At 69.7% G+C, this 20,357-nt stretch carries 17 protein-coding genes and 1 pseudogene; 6 read left to right on the forward strand and 12 right to left on the reverse strand.

What is annotated here, in order from left to right; translation table 11 throughout:
- Nucleotides 1–61 precede the first annotated feature (61 nt).
- The gene (mutL, locus tag ASF26_RS10415; protein ID WP_056253026.1) at nucleotides 62–2,029 is read left to right on the forward strand and encodes a DNA mismatch repair endonuclease MutL; all 1,968 of its coding nucleotides are present in this window, start codon (nucleotides 62–64) and stop codon (nucleotides 2,027–2,029) included.
- Here the strand turns inward: mutL and ASF26_RS10420 are convergent.
- Nucleotides 2,026–2,637 carry an FMN-dependent NADH-azoreductase gene (locus ASF26_RS10420; RefSeq protein WP_056253029.1) on the reverse strand — a complete coding sequence of 204 codons (612 nt, stop codon included), beginning with the start codon at nucleotides 2,635–2,637 and terminating at the stop codon, nucleotides 2,026–2,028. The genes mutL and ASF26_RS10420 overlap by 4 nt on opposite strands.
- A 76-nt stretch (nucleotides 2,638–2,713) precedes the next feature.
- Between ASF26_RS10420 and ASF26_RS10425 the strand changes: the two genes are divergently transcribed.
- Entirely contained in the window at nucleotides 2,714–3,118 is a 405-nt protein-coding gene (locus tag ASF26_RS10425) for a helix-turn-helix domain-containing protein (RefSeq protein ID WP_056253436.1), read from the forward strand.
- 42 nt (nucleotides 3,119–3,160) lie between these two features.
- Here ASF26_RS10425 and ASF26_RS10430 read toward each other — a convergent pair.
- The 4 genes and pseudogenes from ASF26_RS10430 to ASF26_RS10445 form a co-directional block, all read right to left on the reverse strand.
- Nucleotides 3,161–4,294, reverse strand: a pseudogene (locus ASF26_RS10430) (spore photoproduct lyase family protein).
- 66 nt (nucleotides 4,295–4,360) lie between these two features.
- Entirely contained in the window at nucleotides 4,361–4,918 is a 558-nt protein-coding gene (gene rsmD / locus ASF26_RS10435; protein ID WP_056253031.1) for a 16S rRNA (guanine(966)-N(2))-methyltransferase RsmD, read from the reverse strand.
- Complete coding sequence (locus tag ASF26_RS10440; RefSeq protein ID WP_156462942.1) at nucleotides 4,915–7,083, reverse strand: pseudouridine synthase; 2,169 nt, start codon at nucleotides 7,081–7,083, stop codon at nucleotides 4,915–4,917. Before ASF26_RS10440 ends, rsmD begins: the two co-directional genes overlap by 4 nt.
- 139 nt (nucleotides 7,084–7,222) lie before the next feature.
- Nucleotides 7,223–7,426: a CsbD family protein gene (locus ASF26_RS10445; RefSeq protein ID WP_026175827.1), complete on the reverse strand. Its 204-nt coding sequence runs from the start codon at nucleotides 7,424–7,426 to the stop codon at nucleotides 7,223–7,225.
- Between the two features lie 139 nt (nucleotides 7,427–7,565).
- On the opposite strand from ASF26_RS10445, the gene ASF26_RS10450 reads away from it, so the two are divergent.
- Both ASF26_RS10450 and ASF26_RS10455 read left to right on the forward strand, forming a co-directional pair.
- A complete protein-coding gene (locus ASF26_RS10450; RefSeq protein ID WP_056253037.1) occupies nucleotides 7,566–8,039 on the forward strand; it encodes a nucleoside deaminase in 474 nt (157 codons plus the stop codon).
- A gap of 64 nt (nucleotides 8,040–8,103) precedes the next feature.
- Nucleotides 8,104–8,805: an SDR family NAD(P)-dependent oxidoreductase gene (locus tag ASF26_RS10455; protein WP_056253040.1), complete on the forward strand. Its 702-nt coding sequence runs from the start codon at nucleotides 8,104–8,106 to the stop codon at nucleotides 8,803–8,805.
- 33 nt (nucleotides 8,806–8,838) lie between these two features.
- Here the strand turns inward: ASF26_RS10455 and ASF26_RS10460 are convergent, their stop codons facing one another.
- Nucleotides 8,839–10,317 (reverse strand): MFS transporter, encoded by a 1,479-nt coding sequence (locus ASF26_RS10460; protein WP_056253043.1) that lies wholly within the window; start codon nucleotides 10,315–10,317, stop codon nucleotides 8,839–8,841.
- A 124-nt stretch (nucleotides 10,318–10,441) separates the two neighbouring features.
- On the opposite strand from ASF26_RS10460, the gene ASF26_RS10465 reads away from it, so the two are divergent.
- Both ASF26_RS10465 and ASF26_RS10470 read left to right on the forward strand, forming a co-directional pair.
- Nucleotides 10,442–10,696, forward strand: coding sequence for a hypothetical protein (locus ASF26_RS10465; RefSeq protein ID WP_056149030.1), 255 nt, complete (start codon nucleotides 10,442–10,444; stop codon nucleotides 10,694–10,696).
- Nucleotides 10,697–11,231: 535 nt separating this feature from the next.
- Nucleotides 11,232–12,956, forward strand: coding sequence for a sensor domain-containing diguanylate cyclase (locus ASF26_RS10470; protein WP_018043191.1), 1,725 nt, complete (start codon nucleotides 11,232–11,234; stop codon nucleotides 12,954–12,956).
- A gap of 224 nt (nucleotides 12,957–13,180) precedes the next feature.
- On the opposite strand, the gene ASF26_RS10475 is transcribed toward ASF26_RS10470, so the two are convergent.
- The 6 genes from ASF26_RS10475 to ASF26_RS10500 all read right to left on the reverse strand — a co-directional run bounded on the left by ASF26_RS10475 (nucleotide 13,181) and on the right by ASF26_RS10500 (nucleotide 20,320).
- Nucleotides 13,181–14,293, reverse strand: coding sequence for an ABC transporter permease (locus ASF26_RS10475; protein ID WP_056253440.1), 1,113 nt, complete (start codon nucleotides 14,291–14,293; stop codon nucleotides 13,181–13,183).
- A gap of 10 nt (nucleotides 14,294–14,303) precedes the next feature.
- Nucleotides 14,304–15,227, reverse strand: a complete 924-nt coding sequence (locus ASF26_RS10480) for an ABC transporter permease subunit (protein WP_056253047.1) — start codon at nucleotides 15,225–15,227, stop codon at nucleotides 14,304–14,306.
- 13 nt (nucleotides 15,228–15,240) lie between these two features.
- Nucleotides 15,241–16,839 (reverse strand): peptide ABC transporter substrate-binding protein, encoded by a 1,599-nt coding sequence (locus ASF26_RS10485; protein WP_056253050.1) that lies wholly within the window; start codon nucleotides 16,837–16,839, stop codon nucleotides 15,241–15,243.
- A gap of 8 nt (nucleotides 16,840–16,847) precedes the next feature.
- Entirely contained in the window at nucleotides 16,848–17,282 is a 435-nt protein-coding gene (locus ASF26_RS10490) for a heme-binding protein (protein ID WP_056253052.1), read from the reverse strand.
- A gap of 74 nt (nucleotides 17,283–17,356) precedes the next feature.
- Complete coding sequence (locus ASF26_RS10495; RefSeq protein ID WP_056253055.1) at nucleotides 17,357–18,373, reverse strand: alpha/beta hydrolase; 1,017 nt, start codon at nucleotides 18,371–18,373, stop codon at nucleotides 17,357–17,359.
- Between the two features lie 72 nt (nucleotides 18,374–18,445).
- A complete protein-coding gene (locus tag ASF26_RS10500) occupies nucleotides 18,446–20,320 on the reverse strand; it encodes an ABC-F family ATP-binding cassette domain-containing protein (protein ID WP_056253058.1) in 1,875 nt (624 codons plus the stop codon).
- Nucleotides 20,321–20,357 lie beyond the last annotated feature (37 nt).

Here is a 20,357-nt window from a genome sequence, read left to right on the forward strand (position 1 = left end):
CCCACCGCGATGACGCGGGCGGCGCTTTGAGGCGGCTTCGCCCTCGCCTATGGTGGGGGGAATGCCGCCCGTGCTCCGCCCCGTCCGCCGCCTCGACCCGATCCTCGTCGACCGCATCGCCGCGGGCGAGGTGGTGGAGCGCCCGGCCTCCGCCGTGAAGGAATTGGTGGAGAACGCCATCGATGCGGGCGCCACCAGCATCGAGGTGACGATCGAGGCGGGAGGCCGCCGGCTGATCCGGGTGGTGGATGACGGCGCCGGCATGAGCGCCGACGATCTCACCCTCGCGGTGGAGCGTCACGCCACCTCGAAACTTCCCGGCGGCGACCTGACCCGCATCGATTCCCTCGGCTTTCGCGGCGAGGCGCTGCCCTCCATCGGGGCTGTGGCCCGCCTCTCCCTCACCAGCCGCACGGCCGAGGCCGAGACCGGATCGACCCTGGTGGTCGATGCCGGGATCAAGGGCGAGGTCCGCCCCGCTCCGAGCCCGCGCGGCACGCGGATCGAGGTCACCGACCTGTTCTCGGCGACGCCGGCGCGGCTGAAATTCCTGAAATCCGACCGCGCCGAGGCGCTGGCCATCGCCGATGGGTTGCGGCGTCTCGCCGTGGCGCAGCCGCGGATCCGCTTCGCCCTCCGCTCCGAGAGCGGCAGCCCCCTGGTCTTTTCCGCCGAGACCGGCGACGACGCCGATCTGCGCCGGCTCACGGCGGTGCTGGGGCCGGATTTCGGCGCGAGTTCGGCCCCCCTCCACATGGCGCGGGAGGGCTTCGCCCTGTCCGGCCATATCGGCCTGCCGAGCTACCATCGCGGGGCGGGCAACCAGATCCACTTCACGGTCAACGGCCGCCCGGTGCGCGACCGCCTGCTCCTGGGCGCCGTGCGCGGGGCCTATGCCGACACGATGAGTTCGGACCGTCATCCGGTGCTCGGCCTCGCCATCACCTGCGATCCCGCCCTCGTCGACGTGAACGTCCATCCCGCCAAGACCGAGGTGCGCTTCCGCGAGCCGGGCCTCGTGCGCGCCCTCATCGTCAGCGCCATCCACGAGACCCTGCGGCAGGTGGGAGCGCGCAATGCCAGCACGGGGGCCGCCCGGACCATCGACGCCCTGCGTCCTAGTCATCCCTCACCGACGATGCGACCGGCGATGCAGGCGCATTCGGGTCGCGGCGCCTGGTCGGGCAGGGCGGCGCTTCCGCCGGGCCTGCCCTCGTTCGGCGCACCCGCCGGCCTCGGGCCGTCATCGTCGTTCGGTGCGCGCGGAGGTCTGTTCGAGGCCCCGCAGGCAGCGTTCGATCGGTCCGAAGCAGGATTCGAGGAGGCAGGGTTCGAGGAGGCCGGGCAGGCGCTGTTCTCCGGCGATCTCGCGCCGCCGGGCGCCGATATCCGCGAGCCGGAGGTGGAGCCCCTGCCGGACGATCACCCGCTGGGTGCCGCCCGCGCCCAGCTTCACGAGACCTACATCGTCGCCCAGACCCGCGCCGGGATCGTCCTCGTCGACCAGCACGCGGCGCATGAACGCCTCGTCTACGAGCGGCTAAAGCGCGAACGCGCCGCCGGCGGCATCGCCCGCCAGGGACTCCTGATCCCCGACGTGGTGGAGATGGCGCCCCAGGATGCCGAACGCCTCGTTGCCGCCGCCCCGGATCTCGACCGTCTCGGCCTGACGCTGGAGGCCTTCGGCACCGGCGCCGTCCTCGTGCGCGAAGTTCCCGTGGCGCTGGCCGATTCGTCCACTCGCCGTCTTCTGGAGGACATCCTCGACGCCCTCGACGAGAGCGGACTGGAGGAGGGGAGTGCGGACGGCACCGAGGGCGGCCCCCTCGGGCGGCGCCTCGACGCGATCCTCTCGCGCATGAGCTGCCACGGTTCGATCCGCGCCGGCCGGCGCCTGCGCCCCGAGGAGATGAACGCGCTCCTGCGCGAGATGGAGGCGACCCCCTTCGCCGGCACCTGCAACCACGGCCGCCCGACCTTCGTGGAACTGAAGCTCCACGACATCGAGCGGCTGTTCGGCCGGCGCTAAGCGACAGGCAGCGCGGAGGCGGCTTCGAGCGCCCCAGCGAGGGCCTTCTCGCGGGCTTCCGGACCGAGGGCGATCCCCTCGGCGACGATGAATTCCGGGTTGGTGACGCCGATGAAGCCGAGGACGACCCGCAGATAGGTCTCGGCATGCTCCGCCGAGGCGGCGGCCGAACCCGGACCGTAGAGACCGCCACGCGCCACGGCCACGATGACGCGCTTCTCGGGCACGAGGCCGACGGCGCCGTTCTCGGTGTATTTGAAGGTCTGGCCGGCCACGAGAATACGGTCGATCCAGGCCTTGAGCAGGGACGAGATCGTGAAATTGTAGAGCGGCGCGCCGATCACCACGATGTCGGCGGCCAGGAATTCGGCCAGGACCGTGCGGCCGAGCGCGACGTCGTTCTGGATGTCGGGCGTGTTGGTGGCATTGGGCTGATGGCCCGCGAGATAGGCCCCCGAGAGGTGGGGGATCGGCGTGGCGGCCAGATCGCGATAAGTCGTCTCGAGGTCCGGTGCCCCCGCCTGGAGACGGGCGACGATGGCGGCCGAGACGGCGCGGCTGACGGAATGCTCGCCCAGGATGCTGCTGTCGATGTGCAGAAGATTCATGTTCGATCCTCGGTATCAGAATGATACCGAGGCGCTATAGAGTACCGGAGCGTTGCTCGCGCAAGGAGGCACATTCGTGGAACCCGGACACACGGAGGTAACCGAGGCACAGCCCATTCACCGCCCCGGCGATTGCCGGGTGGTCGGTACGGTGCTGGCGCGGGTCGGCGACAAGTGGAGCATCCTCGTGGTGATGACGCTCACGGACGGCCCCCGACGCTTCAACGAATTGAAGCGGATCATCGGCGGCATCTCGCAGCGGATGCTCACCTTCACCCTGCGCGGCCTGGAGCGAGACGGCCTCGTGTTGCGCACGGTCACGCCGACGATCCCACCCCGCGTGGATTACGAACTCACCGAGCTCGGCCGCTCGCTGCAAGTGCCGGTCCAGGCGCTCGGCTCCTGGGCCTTCGCGAACCTGCCCACGATCCAGGCCGCGCGGAGACGTTTCGATGCAGACGGCAAGGCGGGTCCGGGCTGATACGGGGACGTTCGCAAGCCGAGCCTTGGGCGGATCGGCCGATCAGGTCCAGTAGAGGATCCGGGCGAAGGGGAGTTCGCGCGCGACGGCGGCGGTGATCGTCTCCCGCATCGTCCGCATCAGATCGCGGGGATAGACATACTTCACCGAACCGAACTTGGTGAGTTTGCGACTGCGCTCGTCCTCGCGCATCGGCAGGTCGGAGCCGGGATACCAGCCCTGGAGAACGTCCTTCGACCCCGGCGTGAACCGGTGCGTGATGAGTTCCACCGTGAGGTCGGGGTCGGGCACGCCGGACAGCGCCTACGCCACCTCCCGCAGGAGCCCCCCATAGGCATCCGGCCAATCCGGGACCGCGATGATCGGCGCGATGGTGAGCCCCACCGGGTAGCCGGCCCGCGCCATGGCGCCGAGCGCCTGCAGGCGGGCGTCGAGACTGGCGGTGCCGCCCTCGTAGCGCGCGGCGGGACGCGCGTTGAGGGAGAATCGCACGCGGGTCCGGCCGCGATGGGGGAGCGCGAGAAGCGGCTCGACGGCGGCGAATTTCGTCGTGAACCGCAATTGCACCGCCGCGTCCCAGGCGCCGAAATGCGTGATCGCCGCCGAGAGCGAGCCGGTCAGGTGCTCGATACCGAGGGGGTCGGTGTAGCACGAGGCCTCGAAGGTGGTGCCCTCATCGACCCGGCCGGCCTGGGCCGAGGTGACGCCGCCCTCGCCGAGATAGGCCGGCAGGTTCCCGAGGATCGCATCGAGATTGGCATAGGCCCGCGTCACCGGCGGGCCGGACAGGGAGCCGGCGAGGTAGCAATACTGACAATGGGCCGGGCAGCCCTCGGCGAGATCGAAGCGCCAGTCGGCACTGGGCGGGATCGGCTGCAGCCGCAGCCTGCTCGGGGGCGCGGCCACGATGGCGAGGGTCGCCTTAGCCTCGCGATAGGCGCGGCGCGGATCGTCATCGCGCAGGCCGGTGAGGCGGTTGCTTGTCAGGCGCTCCACCGGGAGACCGAGCGCCTCGGCCCGCGCCAGCATCGCGCGGCCATGGGCATGGTCCAGGGCCGCCGGCGTCACCAGGACACGGCGGGGCCGCCATAGCCGCGAGTCGCGCGCACGCTTCACCGGCCCGGCCTTCGCCGGTTCGACCGTGACGGAATCGCGTGTGGCGTCATCGAGGAGCATGGCGGAGCAACGCTGCGGCGATGCCCCGGGGTTCCCGGCGCGCGCCGGGGTCGCAGGGTCGACGCGTCAGACCTGGAAGCGCGCGAAGGCCAGGGCGGTGTCGCCGTAGACCCGCCGCTCCAATTCGGTGAAGCCGGGCGGCAGCGCGACATTGGCGCCCGCCGCCTCTTCGACCACCACCAGGGCACCGGGGGCGAGCCACCCGCCATGGGACGCGCTGGCGAGAGCGGCCGGTGCGAGGTCCCGGTTGTAGGGGGGATCGCAGAAGACGAGAGTGAAGGTCCCGCTGGTGCCGGCCGGGCCGAGCTTGGTCGCATCGCGGCGAAACAGCCGCGTCTTGCCGGCGCAGCCCAACGCATCGATGTTCTCGCGGATCAGACCCCGCGCTTCGGCGCCCTCGTCCACCAGGAGGGCGTAGCTCGCCTCGCGGGACAGGGCCTCGAAGCTCAGCGCCCCGGTTCCGGCGAAGAGATCGAGAACCCGCGCACCGGCCACCGCGTCGTCATAGGCATGGGCGAGAACGTTGAAGAGCGCCTCGCGCAGGCGGTCCGAGGTCGGCCGGATCGCGTCCGATTTCGGGGTGGCGAGGCGGCGTCCACGCAGGTCGCCGCCGACGATCCTCACCGCGAGCCGCCGCGGGGCGGACGTCCGCCCCCGCCACCGGGCTTGCCGCCCGCGCCACCGCCACGATTGCCGAACCCACCGGGTTTGGCCGAACCGCCTGGACGGGACGAACCACCGGCCTTGAAGCCGCCCGGCCTGCCGGCCCCGGCGGGCCTGCCCGATCCGCCGGGCTTGCCGAACCCGCCGGGCTTGCCGCCTGGGCGGAAGCCGCCGCGATCGGCGCCCGAGCGTTCGGCGCCGATGTCACGGTCGCCGCCCTGGCGGTCGTCGGAGCGGCCCTTGAAGCCCGCTCCCTTGAAGCCGCCCGGCCGGCCGCCGCCGGGACGATCGTCGCCGCCACGATTGAAGGCCGGCTTATCACCGCGGAATCCCGCCGGCTTGTCCCCACGCGGCTCGCCGCGATTGAAGGCCGGACGTTCCGCGCGGTCGTTGAAGCCGCCGCCGTCGCGCGGCTTGAAACTGCGGGGGCGCTCGTCGCCGCCACGGGGCGGACCGCGCCGCTCGGCGCCATCGGGCCGCCCGAAACCGCCGCGCGGAGCATCGTCCCGGCGCGGAGGTCTTGCATCGCTTCGCGGAGGTCTTGCATCGCCGTCGAACCGACGCTGCGGCGGCCGGGCATCGGCCTCCTCGCGGCGGGCCGCCTTGGCATCGGATTGGCGCAGCGTCCGCACCGGGCGCTCGGCGGCGCCCGTCTCGTCACGCCGGGCACCCCGGTCGCGGCGATGCGGCTCGGGGGCCGGCTCCTGCGGGCTCGCCTTCAGGCGCTCCACCAGAACCCGGCGCTCGCCGGTGTTGATCGCGCCGACGCGCTCGCGGCCTCGGGCGGCGGAGGCCTCACGCTCGGCCTTGGGATCGGCGCCACGACGGGGGATCTTGACCCGGCGAGCCCCGTCCTCCTGCGGCGCGGCCTCTTCGGCGCGCCAGACCGAGCGGCGGGGACCGGCACTGTTGCCGCCGGTGGGAACTCGTGCGGGTTCGGCGGGCCTGCGCAGGGGGCGGTCGCCGCCACGGTCGCGGTCGCCACCACGGTCACCGCCGCGCGGGGCGTCGTCGTAGCTGCGCCCGGCGCTCCTGGCCGCGGCCGCCGAGGCGCTGCGGGCGGGCTGCTTCGCCTGCTGCTGAGCGGCCTTCGGCGAACCGAACGGGGCGATGGGCTCACGGTTGGGGCTGGTGAAATCGACGCCGGCCTGGTCTGCGAGGGTCGGCCCGAGCTGCTCCTTCAGCACCTTGGTGCGGATCTCTTCCACCAGTCCGACTTCGAGGTCGCCGAGCTGGAACGGGCCGAAGGACAGGCGGATCAGCCGGTTCACGGCCAGACCCAGATGTTCGAGGATGCGCTTGACCTCGCGGTTCTTGCCCTCGCGCAGGCCCAGCGTCAGCCAGAGGTTGTCGCCCGAGGCCCGGTCGAGGACCGCATCCACCGGGCCGTAATCCATGCCGTCGATGGTGACGCCCTTGCGCAGCTTGTCGAGCTCGGCCTGAGTCGTGTCGCCATGCGCGCGGACGCGGTAGCGCCGCAGCCATCCGGTATCGGGATGGGCGATCACCTTGGCGAGGCCGCCATCGTTGGTGAGCAGCAGCAGGCCTTCGGTGTTGATGTCGAGACGCCCGATGGCGACGACGCGCGGCAGATCTTCGGGCAGGGCCTCGAAGACGGTCTGGCGCCCTTCCGGATCGCGGGCCGTGGTCACGAGGCCCCGCGGCTTGTGATAGATCCACAGCCGGGTCCGCTCGCGGGCGGGCAGGGGCTCACCGTCGACGGTGATCTCATCCGCATCCGTCACGTTGATCGCCGGCGAGGTCAGAACCTTGCCGTTGAGGGTGACGCGGCCCTCGGCGATCATCGCCTCGACGTCGCGGCGGGACGCGATGCCGGCGCGCGCGATGGCCTTGGCGATACGGTCGCCCTCGGGCGTCGCCGAATCGGAGTCACCGGTGGCACCCGCATCAGCGGCCTTCGCCGCCGGCCGCGGCAACGCCGCCTTGCGGCGCAGGGGGGCGTCGCCGCCCCTGGGGGGCGCGGCCCGGCGCGGGGCCGGCTGCTCTTCGGCGGACGGGCCGGGCACACCCGCATCGGTGGCCGGGGACCACACCTCGCCGGAAACGTTGTTGGTCTCGGGCGCGTCCTCGGACCCGCCCGTCTGTTCGTCTGTCTTGTCGCTCATCCGAGCCCCATAACAGAGCGGAGGCGAGGTTGCGAGCGATTGCGCGTGGAGCGGCCCGCCCGCCGCGCAAGGGGGCGTTGCAGCCGCATACGAAAAAGGCGGCCTCCCGGCCGCCTTCTCTAATGTCCGGTGCCGAAGCTCAGAGCTTGCTCTTCACCGTGTCGGCGGCGTTCTTGACGCCGTCCTTGGCATCGCCGACGGTCTTCTGGGCTTCGCCCTTCAGTTCCTGGGCCTTGCCCTCGGCCTTGAGCTTGTCGTTGTCCGTGGCGTTGCCGATGCCCTGCTTCACGTTGCCGACGGCTTCGTTGGCGAGACCCTTGATCTTGTCGGTGGTGCTGCTCATCGTCTGCTCCTGAAAAGATCCTGCGGCCTTGCCGCGTCGGGAAGGAAACGGCTCCATCGCCGCGATGTTCCTGCCGGGCCATCACGGGATCTCGACCCGCCGGGTTTCTCGATGAAGACAGATCTTGGGTTCGACGACAGTGAATGCCCCCTTCTCCCCCAGCACGGCCACCGACCCTCTGAGCCTCGCCTTCGATGCCGCCCGCCGCGCGGCCGACGAAGGAGAGGTGCCGGTGGGGGCCGTGATCGTGCGGGACGGCGCGATCCTCGGCGTCGCCCATAATCGCCCCCGCGCGCTGCGCGATCCCACCGCCCATGCGGAGATCCTGGCGATCCGCGCCGCCTGCGCCGCCATCGACGACGAGCGCCTCATCGGCTGCGACCTCTACGTCACCCTGGAGCCCTGTCCGATGTGCGCCGGCGCCATCTCGTTCGCGCGCATCCGTCGGGTCTATTTCGCGGCCCTCGATCCGAAGGGCGGCGGAGTGGAACACGGGCCACGGGTGTTCAACCAGCCCACCTGCCACCATGCGCCGGAGGTCTATGGCGGCTTGCGCGAGGCGGAGGCCGCCACGCTCCTGCGCGATTTTTTTCGCGATCGGCGGGAGGGCTGAAGCCAGGAGCCTTCCTAGGCCCTGGGACGTTCGGCAACAGACCCTCGCCATCCGGAGATGCCCCATGGTCCCGACCTACCAGCGTGCCCTCATCGTCGGCGCCGGCGAAGGCCTGAGCGCCTCGCTGGCGCGCCGCCTGTCCCGCGAAGGCCTTCGCCTCGGCCTCGCCTCGCGCTCCATCGGCAAGCTCGAAGAACTGGCGGCCGAGACCGGCGCCGCCCTGCATTCCTGCGATGCCGTCGACCCGTCGGAGGTGGAGGCACTGTTCGCCCGGATGGAACCGGCCCTGGGCGGCCCGCCCGACGTGGTGATCTACAATGCCAGCGGCCGGTTGCGCGGCCCCGTCGCCGATCTCGACCCGGACGCGGTGCGTCACGCCCTGATGGTCTCGGCCTATGGCGGTTTCCTCGTGGCCCAGGCCGCAGCAAGACGCATGCTGCCGGGTCGCCACGGGGCCATCCTGTTCACGGGGGCGTCGGCCAGCGTGAAGGGCTATGCCGAATCCGCCGCCTTCGCCATGGGCAAGTTCGGCTTACGCGGCCTGTCGCAGAGCCTCGCGCGGGAACTCCACCCGAAGGGCATCCATGTCGCCCATTTCGTCATCGACGGCGGGATCCGCAGCGCCTCCCGCCCGGAGCCGGCGGATGCCCCCGACAGCCTGCTCGATCCCGACGCCATCGCCTCGGCCTATTGGGACGTCCTGCGGCAGGATCGCAGCGCCTGGACCTCCGAGGTCGCGCTGCGACCATGGGTGGAGCGGTTCTGAGGCATTTGGGAGCGCCTCGGAACCGCCCGGCCGTCAGGCCGCCGCCAGCGGCTTCGAGACATCTTCCAGGGACTTGCCCTCTGCGGCCGTGCCCCAGATGCCGCCGACGATGGCGGCGGTCAGCATCAGCGCGGCACCGATGCCGTAGCCGATCAGCACGTTGTCGCGGGACCCCGTCTCCACCAGGGCACCGAACAGGAGCGGGCCGGAGACGCCGCCGATGCCGGTGCCCAGCGCATAGAACACCGCGATGGCGAGCGCCCGGATCTCCAGCGGGAAGGTCTCGGCCACGGTGAGGTAGGCGGCGCTCGCGGCGGCGGAGGCGAAGAAGAACACCACCATCCAGGCCGCCGTCTGGCCCACGGGACCGAACACCTCGATCTTGAACAGGTAGCCGGTGATGGTGAGCAGCACCGCCGAGATGCCGTAGGTGAAGGCGATCATCTGGCGGCGGCCGATCGTGTCGAACAGCCGGCCGAGCAGCAGCGGGCCGAGGAAGGAGCCCAGCGCGAAGGGCAGCAGGTACCAGCCGACATGGTCCCCCGACACCCCGTAGAAGCGCTGGAGCACGAGGGCGTAGGTGAAGAACAGCGCGTTGTAGAAGAACGCCTGCGCGATCATCAGGGCGAGGCCCACCAGGGTCTGCTTGCGATAGCCGACCAGCATGGTGCCGAAGACTTCCTTGAGCGGCGTGTGGCTGCGGGTCCGCAGCTTCATCCGCTTGGATTCGTCCACCGGCGGCAGGGTGATGCCCTCGTCGGTGAAACGCTTCTCGATGCTGGTGACGACCCGGTCCGCCTCGGCGACGTAGCCGTGGGTGGCGAGCCAGCGCGGGCTCTCGGGGATCCATGTCCGCAGCAGCAGGATCACGAGGCCGATGCCGCCGCCGACGAAGAAGGCGATGCGCCAACCCCAGGCCGGGTCGATCATGCCGGGGCGCAGCACGGCGATGGAGAGGAAGGAGCCCAAGGCCGCCCCGATCCAGAACGACCCGTTGATGACGAGGTCGGTCCAGCCGCGCACACGGGCCGGGACGAGTTCCTGGATGGTGGAGTTGATGGCGGTGTATTCGCCGCCGATGCCCGCGCCGGTGAGGAACCGGAAGATGCAGAAGCTGTAGATGTTCCAGGACAGGCCGGTGGCCGCGGTGGCGGCGAGGTACAGGGCCAGGGTGATGAAGAACAGCTTCTTGCGGCCGATCCGGTCGGTGAGCCAGCCGAAGCCGAGCGCGCCCACCACCGCGCCGACGAGATAGGAACTCGCCGCCAGGCCGATATCGAACTCGGTGAAGCTCATGGGCTCGGCCCGCAGGGCGCCCACGAGGGAGCCCGCCAGGGTGACTTCGAGGCCGTCGAGCACCCAGGTGATGCCCAGCGCCACGATGACGAGGATGTGGAAGCGTCCCCAGGGCAGCCGGTCGAGACGAGCGGAAATATCGGTGTCGATCACCGTGCCCATCGGAACCCGCTCCGGCGGGGCGGAGCCCGGCTTTGCCTCGACCATACTCGTCATCGACGCCTCGTTAACTCTCGGACACGAATGTTGTTGGCAATGAACGGCCAAGCCTCGCGGTTCCGTCGGCGTCTTTACCTGTTCACGCTTCACTCGGAGCATGCGTCTCCGGGTGCCTCGACCGATGAATCCCCGCCTCCTCTCCGCCATCCTCGCCACCACGGTGCTTACGGGTGCCGCGCTCGCGCCGCCGCCGCTGCGCGCCAATGAGGCGTCACACAGGCCGCCGCGCGGCGCCGAAGGCTGGCGCCTGCGCCCCGCCGACGTGACGACGACGGGAAGTACCGGTGCGGCGATCAAGGACCGCCCGAGCGCCGACATCCCGGCGGAGCGGCGCACGGTGCGGGTGGTCTATCCCGGCCTCCTGGCCGACCGGTGAGCATCCGGCCCGGCCGCGCAGGCGCGCGCCGACGGCGCGGATACGAGCCTCCACCTTGGGTCGACCATTCGGCGGCCGCTCCGCCCGGCAAAGAGCGACTGGTTCGCGCGACTCAATGGCGGCTCGCCACTACAGCGTAATACGACCGGGACAACGGTAAATAATGAAACAAACTCAATAATCAAAATATTGATGCTGTTGAATGACTCATATTATCTGCCCTACATTGCCTTAATGCGAGCGATTTACATATGAATGCGGACATATAGATAGAAGCAACTGCATCCTAGATAAACCTATGATGAAAATAGCATCCTAAAGATTACATATTGCAAATATACTGATAGTATCATCGTCAATAGATTAAAGTGTGACTGCAGTCGCCCTGCAATGCTCGACCACCGCCGAATGGACCATCCCATCGTCTATGTCCGATATGCGACAACTGCCATTTATACGAAAAATTGACTCTATGGATTGACGTTCCCGCAAGCCTATGAGTTGCAGGGTCGGGTCTGATTGAGGGTCAGGATCGATGCTGGGACGGCTCGCCGACAAGATATCCCTGCGGCACCAGATCAGCTTGTTCGCCGGTGCGGTCGGCCTGTCCATCGTAGCCGCGAGCACATTGGGCTCCGCGCTCCTGGCGCGCGGGCAAGCCACCGATATGGCCCAGAACGCCCTGCTGCAGGTGGCCCGCTCCGTCGCCGATCGCCTGGACCAGGACATGGCGGAGCGCCTGCGCGAGATTCGCAACGTGGCGGCCCTCGATCCGCTCCAGCCCCACTGGATGGAAGAGACCGGAAGTCTGCGCAAGGTGCTGCAGACGATGCAGAAAACCCTTCCGGACTATGCCTGGATCGGCTTTGCCGACGAGACCGGGAAAGTCCGCGCGGCGACCGGCGGCATCCTGGAAGGCGCGAATGTCGGCCAGCGTCCCTGGTTCATCGATGGGATGAAGGGCGCGGTCGCCGAGGACGTTCACGTCGCGGCCTTGCTGCAGAGCCTGCTCAAGCCCAGCGGGGACAAGACCCCGTTCCGCTTCGTCGATTTCGCATCTCCCGTCACCGATGCGTCGGGCCGGATCATCGGCGTCCTGGGAAGCCATCTCAGCTGGAGCTGGGCGGACGTGGTGCGACGGGAAGTCCTGTCCTCGCGCAGGCCGGAGCTGAAGGAGGAGATCGTCGTCCTCGACCGGACCGGCCGCGTGCTCCTCGGGCCGGACCTCGGGACGACACCCTACTCCCCCGCCGATCTCGCGGCGGGACATTTCATCGCGAGCGGCCCGGACGGCAAACGGCTCGCCGCCGTGTCGGCCACCCGCGGCCGGGGCGACTACAGCGGTCTCGGCTGGATCGTGGTCGCCCTCCAGCCGGAGGATACGGCGCTCGCGGGAGCCAATCGCCTGACCCTCCTCATCACCCTGATCGGCCTCGGCGCGGGTGCGGTGGGCGTTCTCGGCATCTTCCTGGTGGTGACGCGCCTGAGCCGCCCGCTCGTGAACCTCACGGATGCGGTGGACCGGATCGGCCGCGAGCCGAATGCGACGATGACGGAGCGGGTCCATGGCTCGCCCGAGGTGCTGCGCCTGTCCGCCGCCGTCAGGTCGCTGCTGAGACGGATCGGCACCGCCGAGTCCGATGCGCGAGACGTCGAGACCGAAGCGTCCCGGGCGGTGCAGGCCGCGCAGGACCGGGTCAGGCGCATCGGCGACGACCTCCACGCCCTGCAGCTCATCGCCAACAAGGACGCTCTCACGGGCCTCCTCAACCGGCGCGCGTTCCTTCCCCTCGCGAAGGAAGCCTTGAACGCCTTCAAGCTCTACCGCCGCCCCATCGCGGTGCTGATGATCGACATCGACCATTTCAAGCGGGTCAACGACCGTTACGGCCACCCGGCGGGCGACGTGGTCATCCGCAAGGTCGGCTCCATCATCAGCGACACCATCAGGACGACGGACAAGGTCGCGCGCTTCGGCGGCGAGGAGTTCATCGTCCTGCTCGGCGACAGCAGCGCCGTCGGCGCGGCGCTGATCGCGGAGCGCATTCGCCAGAGCGTGGCCAGCACCGTGTTCGAGCCCGACAACAATCGCCTTCTGGCGACGATCAGCATCGGCATCGCCGAGGCGGACTCGTCCGACAAGGACATCGACCACACCATCGAGCGCGCGGACCGTGCCCTCTACGAGGCGAAATCGCGGGGACGCAACTGCATCCACACCTTCACGGCGGACATCGCCGACCTGAGATCGGTGGCATAGCCGACCCTCGGGAGCATAGGGTCGATGCCCATTCGAGGTCGGCGGGATCCATACCGGTTCGGTCGGGCCGCGGCCTACGGCATTCACACATCTGGCGGGCACCACGGGTCCCCTCTCCTGGAAGAAGAGGGAGTTCCGCTGCGCCTCATGCCGAACCCTTTTGAATCGAGGGAACGGCTGTCGAGCAAATGCGTGTATCCTGTAGGGCCACGGCCCTCAGGCCGTCATCTCCCGGCGATCCGCGGATCGAGGGCGTCGCCGAGGCCGTCACCGAGGACGTTGAGGGCCACCAGGGTCGAGACGAGGAAGGCCGCGGGTCCGGCGAGCATCCACGGGGCGGATTCAAGGGCGCGCGCGCCCTCCGCGATGAGCGCGCCCCAGCTCGTGGCCGGTTCCTGCACCCCGAGGCCGAGGAACGACAGAAAGCTCTCCAGCAGGATCACCTTGGGCACGAGGAGGGTCGCCGCCACCGTGACGGGACCGAGGGTGTTCGGGACGATGTGCCGGCGCAGGATCGCCGCCGTGGACAAGCCAAGGGCCTCGGCGGCGCGAACGAAATCGCGATGCCGCAGGGAGAGGGTCTGAGCACGGACGAGGCGGGCCATGTCGAGCCATTCCACCGCGCCGATGGCCACCAGGATGAGCCCCAGCCCGGAGCGGAAGAACACCAGCAGCATGATCACGAAGAAGACGAAGGGCAGGGCGTAAAGCATGTCGACGACACGCATCATCACCGCGTCGACCGCGCCGCCGAGATAGCCGGCGAGCGCTCCGTAGGCGATCCCGATGAGGAGCGCCACGGCCGTGGCGACGGCCCCGATGAGGAGGGAGACACGCCCGGCCACGAGGCTCCGCGTGAGGACGTCCCGCCCCAGCATGTCGGTGCCCATGAGAAAGCGCAGACGCCGCAGAGGAGCCTCCACCACGAGGCGGCGCCCCCCGTCCCGGCGCTCGACGATGGAGGCGGGGCCGAACAGGTCCGAGCGGGGCAGGTAGACCAAAACCCGTTCGTCGATGGGCTTAGTCTCGAAGGACTTGGCATCGTCGGGCTTGGAGATCCCCGAAAACACCATGCGGACCGTGTCGCCGGTGACCGCGATGTCCGAGACCGAGAGCCGCATGCGGAAGGCGAGGCGCGTGAGGGCGGGGGCGATCTCGTCGGGCTCGGGATGGGCGGCGAGGCCCGGCGCGGTGCGCACGAGGTCGGGGTAGATCCGCCCCGGCTCGTGGCCGGTGAGACGCGGCCCGACGAGACAGGCGAGCGTCATCGCGATGAGAAGCAGGAAGGCGGCGAGGGCGCCGCGATTGCGCGCGAACCGGGTCCAAGCGTGCCTCATCATGCGCGCCTCATTGGGCCGTCCTCAGGCGCGGATCGAGGAGGGCGCAGACGATGTCGGCGACGATGTTGAGGAGGGTGACGAACACGGCCACCAGCACCACGGTCCCCATCACCAGGGTGTAATCGCGGTTGAGCGCCCCATCGACGAAGGCGCGGCCGATACCGGGCAGGCCGAAGATCGTCTCCACCACAACGGAGCCGGTGAGCAGCGCGGCGGCGGTCGGTCCGAGGACGGACACAACGGGCAGCAGCGCCCCGCGCAGGGCGTGGCGGGCGATGCGGTGGGGCGGCAAGCCCATGGCGCGCATGGTGCGGACCGGCTGGGCGTTCAGGGTCTCGTTGAGCGAGACCCGTGTCAGGCGGGCGATGGCGCCGACCTGCGGCAGGGCGAGGGTGAGGACAGGAAGCACGAGATGCGACGGCGCGCCGCCCTCCCAGCCTCCCACGGGGAGCCAGCGCAGGGTCAGCCCGAACACGATCTGAAGCAGCGGCGCCACGACGAAGTTGGGCACCGCCAGGGTCATCCCGGCGAGAAGGCCGATGGCCCGGTCGATCCATCCGCCGCGACGGAGAGCGGCCCAGCTTCCCAGGCCGATCCCGCAGGCCAACGCGAGGACGAGGGCGAGGCCGCCCAGGGTCATGGAGACGGGCAGGCCGCGCGCGAAGAGATCCGCGACGGTGAGATCGCGGAACGAGAAGGACGGGCCGAGATCGCCCCGCATCAGCGCGCCGAGATAGCGCCCGTACTGAACGATCAGCGGTTGATCGAGGCCGTAGACGGCAGCGAGGTTGCGCATCGCCGCCGGCGGCAGCGGACGTTCCAGGTCGAACGGCCCTCCGGGGGCGAGGCGGATCAGAAAGAAGCTGCCGGTGACCACGAGGAACAGGGTCGGGACCGCCTGGGCGAGGCGGCGCAGGATGAGACCGATCATGCCGCCGCCGGCCTCACGGTTCGAGCCTCAGGAAGCGCGTCGGCGATGCGTTGCGCAGGTTCGGATGGTAGCCGGTGAGACGGGGCGAGATCAGCGCCTTCGAGCGGGTATGGAGCACCGGGATCCAGGGTAGGTCCCGCAGGACGATCGTCTCGGCGCGAAACAGGATGTCGGCACGTGCCGCGATATCGCGCTCGGCGGCCGCTTCGCGCATCAGCCCGTCATAGGCCGGATTGCTGTAACGGCCGGGGTTGAGCCCGTCATTGCCGGTCTCCAGCAGGAACAGGAAGTTCTGCGGATCGGAGTAATCGGCGAACCAGGACATGCGGGCGACGTCGAAATCGCCGCCGTCGCGCAGATGGGCGAAATGGGTCTTGGCATCGGTATAGACGAGGCGCGTCTCGACGCCGATGCCCCGCCACATGTCGGTGATAGCGACCGCCGCGTTGCGGTTGTTGTCGGTGCTGTTGAAGCGATACTCGATGTGGAGGGGCTTGCCGCCCGGGCCGAAGCCGGCCTCGGCGAGGAGTGACCGCGCCTCCTCCTCGCGGTCGATGGGCAGGGCGCTGCGGCCTTCGAGTTCCGGCGGCGCGCGGTAATTGTCGAGGCCCGGCGGGCACAGGGAATAGGCCGGCGCCATGGTCTCGCCCCACAGCCTCTCGGCCAGGAATTCCCGGTCGATCACCAGGGACAGGGCCCGGCGCAGGCGGGCGTCGTCGAACGGGGGCTTGCGGGTGTTGACGGCCAGGGCATAGAGCCCGAGCGCCGGGCCGAGGACGACCTGATCGCCGAACCTCTCCTTCAGCGAGGCCATCTGGTCCCCCGGCAGGTCGGCCAGGGAATCGATCTCGCTGGCGGCGTAGCGGCGGACCGCGCTGGACAGGTCGGGCGTCGGCAGGAAGGCCACGGTCTCGATCGAGACGCCGGCCGCCGCATGGAAAAACTGGTTTCGCGTCAGTGTGATGCGGTCGTTCGGCACCCAATCGACGAGGGCGTAGGCACCGTTGCTGACGAGGTTGCCCGGCCGGGTGAAGGCATCACCGAAACGCGCGATCGAGGGCGGATGCACCGGCAGGGAGGTCTGGTGGGTGAGGAGTTCGAGGAGGTAGGGCGTCGGCCGGTCGAGGGTGACGACGAGGATCCGCGCCTCCGGCGCCGTCACGCCAAGCGTTTCCGGCGCGGCCTCGCCCTGGTTCACGGCGCGGGCGTTCTTTAGCGGATACAGCACTTCGGCATATTTCGCCGCCGTCGCGGGGTGCAGGATCCGGCGCAGGCCGAAGACGAAATCCGCCGCCACGACCGGGTCGCCGTTCGACCAGCGCCCGTCCTCGCGCAGGTGGAACGTGTAGGTCAGGGCGTCGTCCGAGACGGTCCAATGCGTCGCGGCACCCGGGATGATGGCGCCGTGATTGTCGTAGGTCAGCAGCCCCTCGTAGAGGTCGCGCAGGATATGCGCCTCCGCCACGGTGGAGGACTTGTGCGGATCGAGGGTTTCCGGATCGGCATCGTTGCCGCGCCGGTAGACGGGCGACGCCGCCGCACGCGCCGGACCGGTTCCTGCCACGAGCAGGGCGCCGCCACCGAGAAGGCAGGCGCGCCGGTCCATGCGCATGGCGGCGCTCAGGCGCCGGTCTGCGCGGTGAAGCCGGCCGCCTCGATCCCGGCGAGCGCGCAGAGTTCGTCGTTGTCGGAGGTATCGCCCGAAATGCCCACGGCGCCGACGACCGCATCGCCGTCGCGGATCAGGACGCCGCCCGGCACCGGCACCAGCGCGGCGGGTCCGACGAGATGGCTCACGGCCGCGACGAAATAGGCCTGCTCCTCGGCCCGCTTGTGGATCGCGCGCCCGCCGAGGCCCAGCGCCAGGCAGCCATTGGCCTTGCCCATGGCGACCTCCGCGCGGCGCAGGGACGTCCCGTCCTCGGCGCCCAGCGCCTTCAGGGCTCCGCGCGCATCGTAGACCACCACCGCGAGGGGCTTCAGGCTGTGCGAGCGCGCCGTCTCGAGGGCGGTGGCGACGATGGTTTGGGCGGCGGCGAGGGTGAGGTCGGGCATCGGCTTAACCTAGGGATGAGTTCACGGGTCATACCGGACGTACCCCGCCCGTCGATGCCGGACCAGCCCCGGCCCTACCCGTCGCGGTCGGCCAGGAACGCATCGTAGCGCCGCGTCACCGCCCCCAGATCCTCGAAATGCGGAAAGGCCCCGGTGGGCAGGACGTCGACGGTCCAGTTCGGGCGGCCAGCGACACGGTCGGCATGGCGGTAATCGACGAAATCGCCGCGCATCCCGTGGATCATCCAGACCGGGAGGGTGAGCGACTCGTAGAGGCGGCCCGGCGCGTCGGGAAACAGGGCGCCGGACAGGAACGAGAACGGCGCATGCCGCGCACCCGGACGATGCGCCGAGGCGTGGTCGTAGGCGAGGAGGCCCTCGTCGATGTCCTTCGAGCCCCAGGTCTTCTCCAGGAAGAAGCGCATGCTCGGCCGGCTCACGAGGAGATCGAACAGCGGCTCCCCCCAGAGCGGTGCGTTCAGCATGGCGCGGGCGACGGCGCCGCCGTGCCGGGTCCGGTCGCGATGCCGGCCGACGAAGCGGGAATCGAAGCCGGTGGGGCTGACGAGACCGAGGCTGCGATAATCGCCGGGCGCCTCGAGAGCGGCAGCGGCGAGGTACTCGCAGGACAGGGACAGGGCGACGGCGTCGATATGTCCGTCGCCATGCCGAGCACGGATCTCGGCGGTGACGGCCCGGATCGCATCGGACATCAGGCGGGGCGCGTAGACCCGGTCGCTGCGCTCGGAGAAACCGAAGCCCGGCAGGTCGAGGGCGTAGACCGGGCGGCTACCGGCATAGTGCCGGTAGAGAGGGCGGATCTCGTAGGCATTGGCCGCCGCGTTGACCGAGTGGATCAGCAGCAGCGGCACGCCCGGCGCGGAGGCGTATCCATAGAGGCCGATATCCCCGGCCGGTGTTTTCAGGCGCTCGTGCCGTCCCGGGAGGGCGGGATGCAGCGTCTGATCGTGGTCGATCCCCAACCGGCTCCATGCGATCCATGCGCCCGCCGCGCCGAGGGGCGGGAGGGCGAGCTTGGCGGCGAGGCTCACGCGGGATGCGGACCTGTCGCGGCGGATCGGTTCTGGCATCGTCTCGTCCGGCTTAGGGAGGGTGTTGCGGGAAACGCGAAGCGTCCCCGGTTGATCCGGGCCTTCCCCTCGTTACGCCGTCGCGCCCTCGATCTCGCCGCTGAGTTCCAGCCATTCCTCCTCGGCCGCTTCCAGGGCGGCAGCCGCATCGGATCGCATCTTGGCGAGTTCGCCGGCCTTGGCGGCGTTGGTCTGGAAGGCGGTGCCGTCGGCGAGCGCCGCGTCGATCTTGGCCATGGCGTCGGTGAGCTTCTTCATCCGCGCCTCGACTCCCTCCAGCTTCTTGCGCAGGGGAGCCAGAGCCACGCGGCGGTCGGCATTGGAGCGGCGCTCCACCGCCTTCACCCCGCCCGTCGCCTCGGACGCGCTCGTCTGAGTCTCACGTTCGGGACCGGCGAGGACGAAACGGCGGTAATCGTCCATGTCCCCATCGAAGGCCTTCACGCTGCCGTTCGAGACGAGCCAGAGCCGGTCGGCGCAGGCCTCCACGAGGAAGCGGTCGTGGCTCACCAGGATGACGGCACCCTCGTAGTCGTTGATCGCCTCCACCAGGGCCTGCCGGCTCTCGATGTCGAGGTGGTTGGTGGGCTCGTCGAGGATGAGGAGATGCGGCCCCTTGAAGGCTGCCAGCCCCATGAGCAGGCGTGCCTTCTCACCGCCCGAGAGCTGCGAGACTGGCGTCTCCGACTTGGTCCCCGAGAAGCCGAGGCGGGCGGCGGCGGCGCGGGCCTTCGATTCCGGCACGTCCGGCATCAGGTCGCGGACATGGGCGTAGGCGCTCTCGGCCGGGCGCAACTCGTCGAGCTGGTGCTGGGCGAAATAGGCCACCTCCATCTTGCCCGAACGCCGCATTTCCCCGCTCAACGGGGCTAAGCGCCCGCCGATGAGCTTGCAGAAGGTGGACTTGCCGTTGCCGTTGGCGCCCAGCAGCGCGACCCGGTCGTCGGGCGCGAGGCTGAGGTTGAGCCCCGAGAGCACGATCCGGTCGGGGTAGCCCGCCTGCACCCGCTCCATGGCGACGATGGGCGGCGACAGCGGCCGCTCCGGGCTCGGCAGGCGGAAGGCCGGCACGTCGTCCTCGATCACCGAGGCGATGATCTCCATCTTGGCCAGCCGCTTGACGCGGGACTGGGCCTGGCGCGCCTTCGTCGCCTTGGCCTTGAACCGGTCGACGAAGCTCTGGAGATGCGCCCGCTCCGCATCCTGCTTGGCCTTGGCCTTGGACTGCAGCACGCGCTTCTCGGCAACCTGCCGGGCGAAGGAGGTGTAGCCGCCGCGATAGATGGAGAGCTTGCCGCGATCGAGATGGAGGATGTGATCGACGCATTCGTCGAGCAGGTCGCGGTCGTGGGAGATGATGACGGCGGTGCGCGGATAACGCTCGAGATAGTCGTAAAGCCAGATCGTGCCCTCGATATCGAGGTAGTTGGTGGGCTCGTCGAGGAGCAGCAGGTCGGGTTCGGAGAACAGCACGGCGGCCAACGCCACGCGCATGCGCCATCCCCCCGAGAAGTCGGAGCAGGGTCGCCCCTGCGCCTCGGCATCGAAGCCGAGGCCGTGCAGGATGGCGGCGGCGCGGGCGGGCGCCGAATGCGCCTCGATGTCCACGAGCCGGGTCTCGATCTCCGCCCGGCGCAGGCCGTCGGCATGCTCCGCTTCCGCCATCAGGCGAGCTCGCTCGGTATCGGCGGCGAGCACCACGGCATGCAGCGTTTCCGGACCGGCCGGAGCTTCCTGCGCCACGGCGCCGATGCGCATGCCCTTGGGCATCGACACGGTGCCACCCTCGGTGGGCAATTCGCCAAGGATCGCCTTGAACAGCGTCGTCTTGCCCGCGCCATTGCGGCCCACGAGCCCGACGCGAGCCCGGTCCGGAATGACGAAGGTGGCGCCGTCGAGGATCAGGCGCTCGCCGATGCGGTAGGTGAGGTCGTTGACGCGGAGCATGAGAGGCTTCTGGCGGCGCGCGGCAAGGGTTGCAAGG

Source organism: Methylobacterium sp. Leaf93, assembly GCF_001422345.1.
Taxonomy (GTDB): domain Bacteria; phylum Pseudomonadota; class Alphaproteobacteria; order Rhizobiales; family Beijerinckiaceae; genus Methylobacterium; species Methylobacterium bullatum.

Bases quoted from the DNA above. Each gene is read 5' to 3' on its own strand.
- mutL (WP_056253026.1), top strand. From the start codon at position 62: ATGCCGCCCGTGCTCCGCCCCGTCCGCCGCCTCGACCCGATCCTCGTC.
- ASF26_RS10420 (WP_056253029.1), bottom strand. From the start codon at position 2,637: ATGAATCTTCTGCACATCGACAGCAGCATCCTGGGCGAGCATTCCGTC.
- ASF26_RS10440 (WP_156462942.1), bottom strand. From the start codon at position 7,083: ATGAGCGACAAGACAGACGAACAGACGGGCGGGTCCGAGGACGCGCCC.
- ASF26_RS10445 (WP_026175827.1), bottom strand. From the start codon at position 7,426: ATGAGCAGCACCACCGACAAGATCAAGGGTCTCGCCAACGAAGCCGTC.
- ASF26_RS10455 (WP_056253040.1), top strand. From the start codon at position 8,104: ATGGTCCCGACCTACCAGCGTGCCCTCATCGTCGGCGCCGGCGAAGGC.
- ASF26_RS10460 (WP_056253043.1), bottom strand. From the start codon at position 10,317: ATGACGAGTATGGTCGAGGCAAAGCCGGGCTCCGCCCCGCCGGAGCGG.
- ASF26_RS10465 (WP_056149030.1), top strand. From the start codon at position 10,442: ATGAATCCCCGCCTCCTCTCCGCCATCCTCGCCACCACGGTGCTTACG.
- ASF26_RS10470 (WP_018043191.1), top strand. From the start codon at position 11,232: ATGCTGGGACGGCTCGCCGACAAGATATCCCTGCGGCACCAGATCAGC.
- ASF26_RS10475 (WP_056253440.1), bottom strand. From the start codon at position 14,293: ATGAGGCACGCTTGGACCCGGTTCGCGCGCAATCGCGGCGCCCTCGCC.
- ASF26_RS10480 (WP_056253047.1), bottom strand. From the start codon at position 15,227: ATGATCGGTCTCATCCTGCGCCGCCTCGCCCAGGCGGTCCCGACCCTG.
- ASF26_RS10485 (WP_056253050.1), bottom strand. From the start codon at position 16,839: ATGCGCATGGACCGGCGCGCCTGCCTTCTCGGTGGCGGCGCCCTGCTC.
- ASF26_RS10490 (WP_056253052.1), bottom strand. From the start codon at position 17,282: ATGCCCGACCTCACCCTCGCCGCCGCCCAAACCATCGTCGCCACCGCC.
- ASF26_RS10495 (WP_056253055.1), bottom strand. From the start codon at position 18,373: ATGCCAGAACCGATCCGCCGCGACAGGTCCGCATCCCGCGTGAGCCTC.
- ASF26_RS10500 (WP_056253058.1), bottom strand. From the start codon at position 20,320: ATGCTCCGCGTCAACGACCTCACCTACCGCATCGGCGAGCGCCTGATC.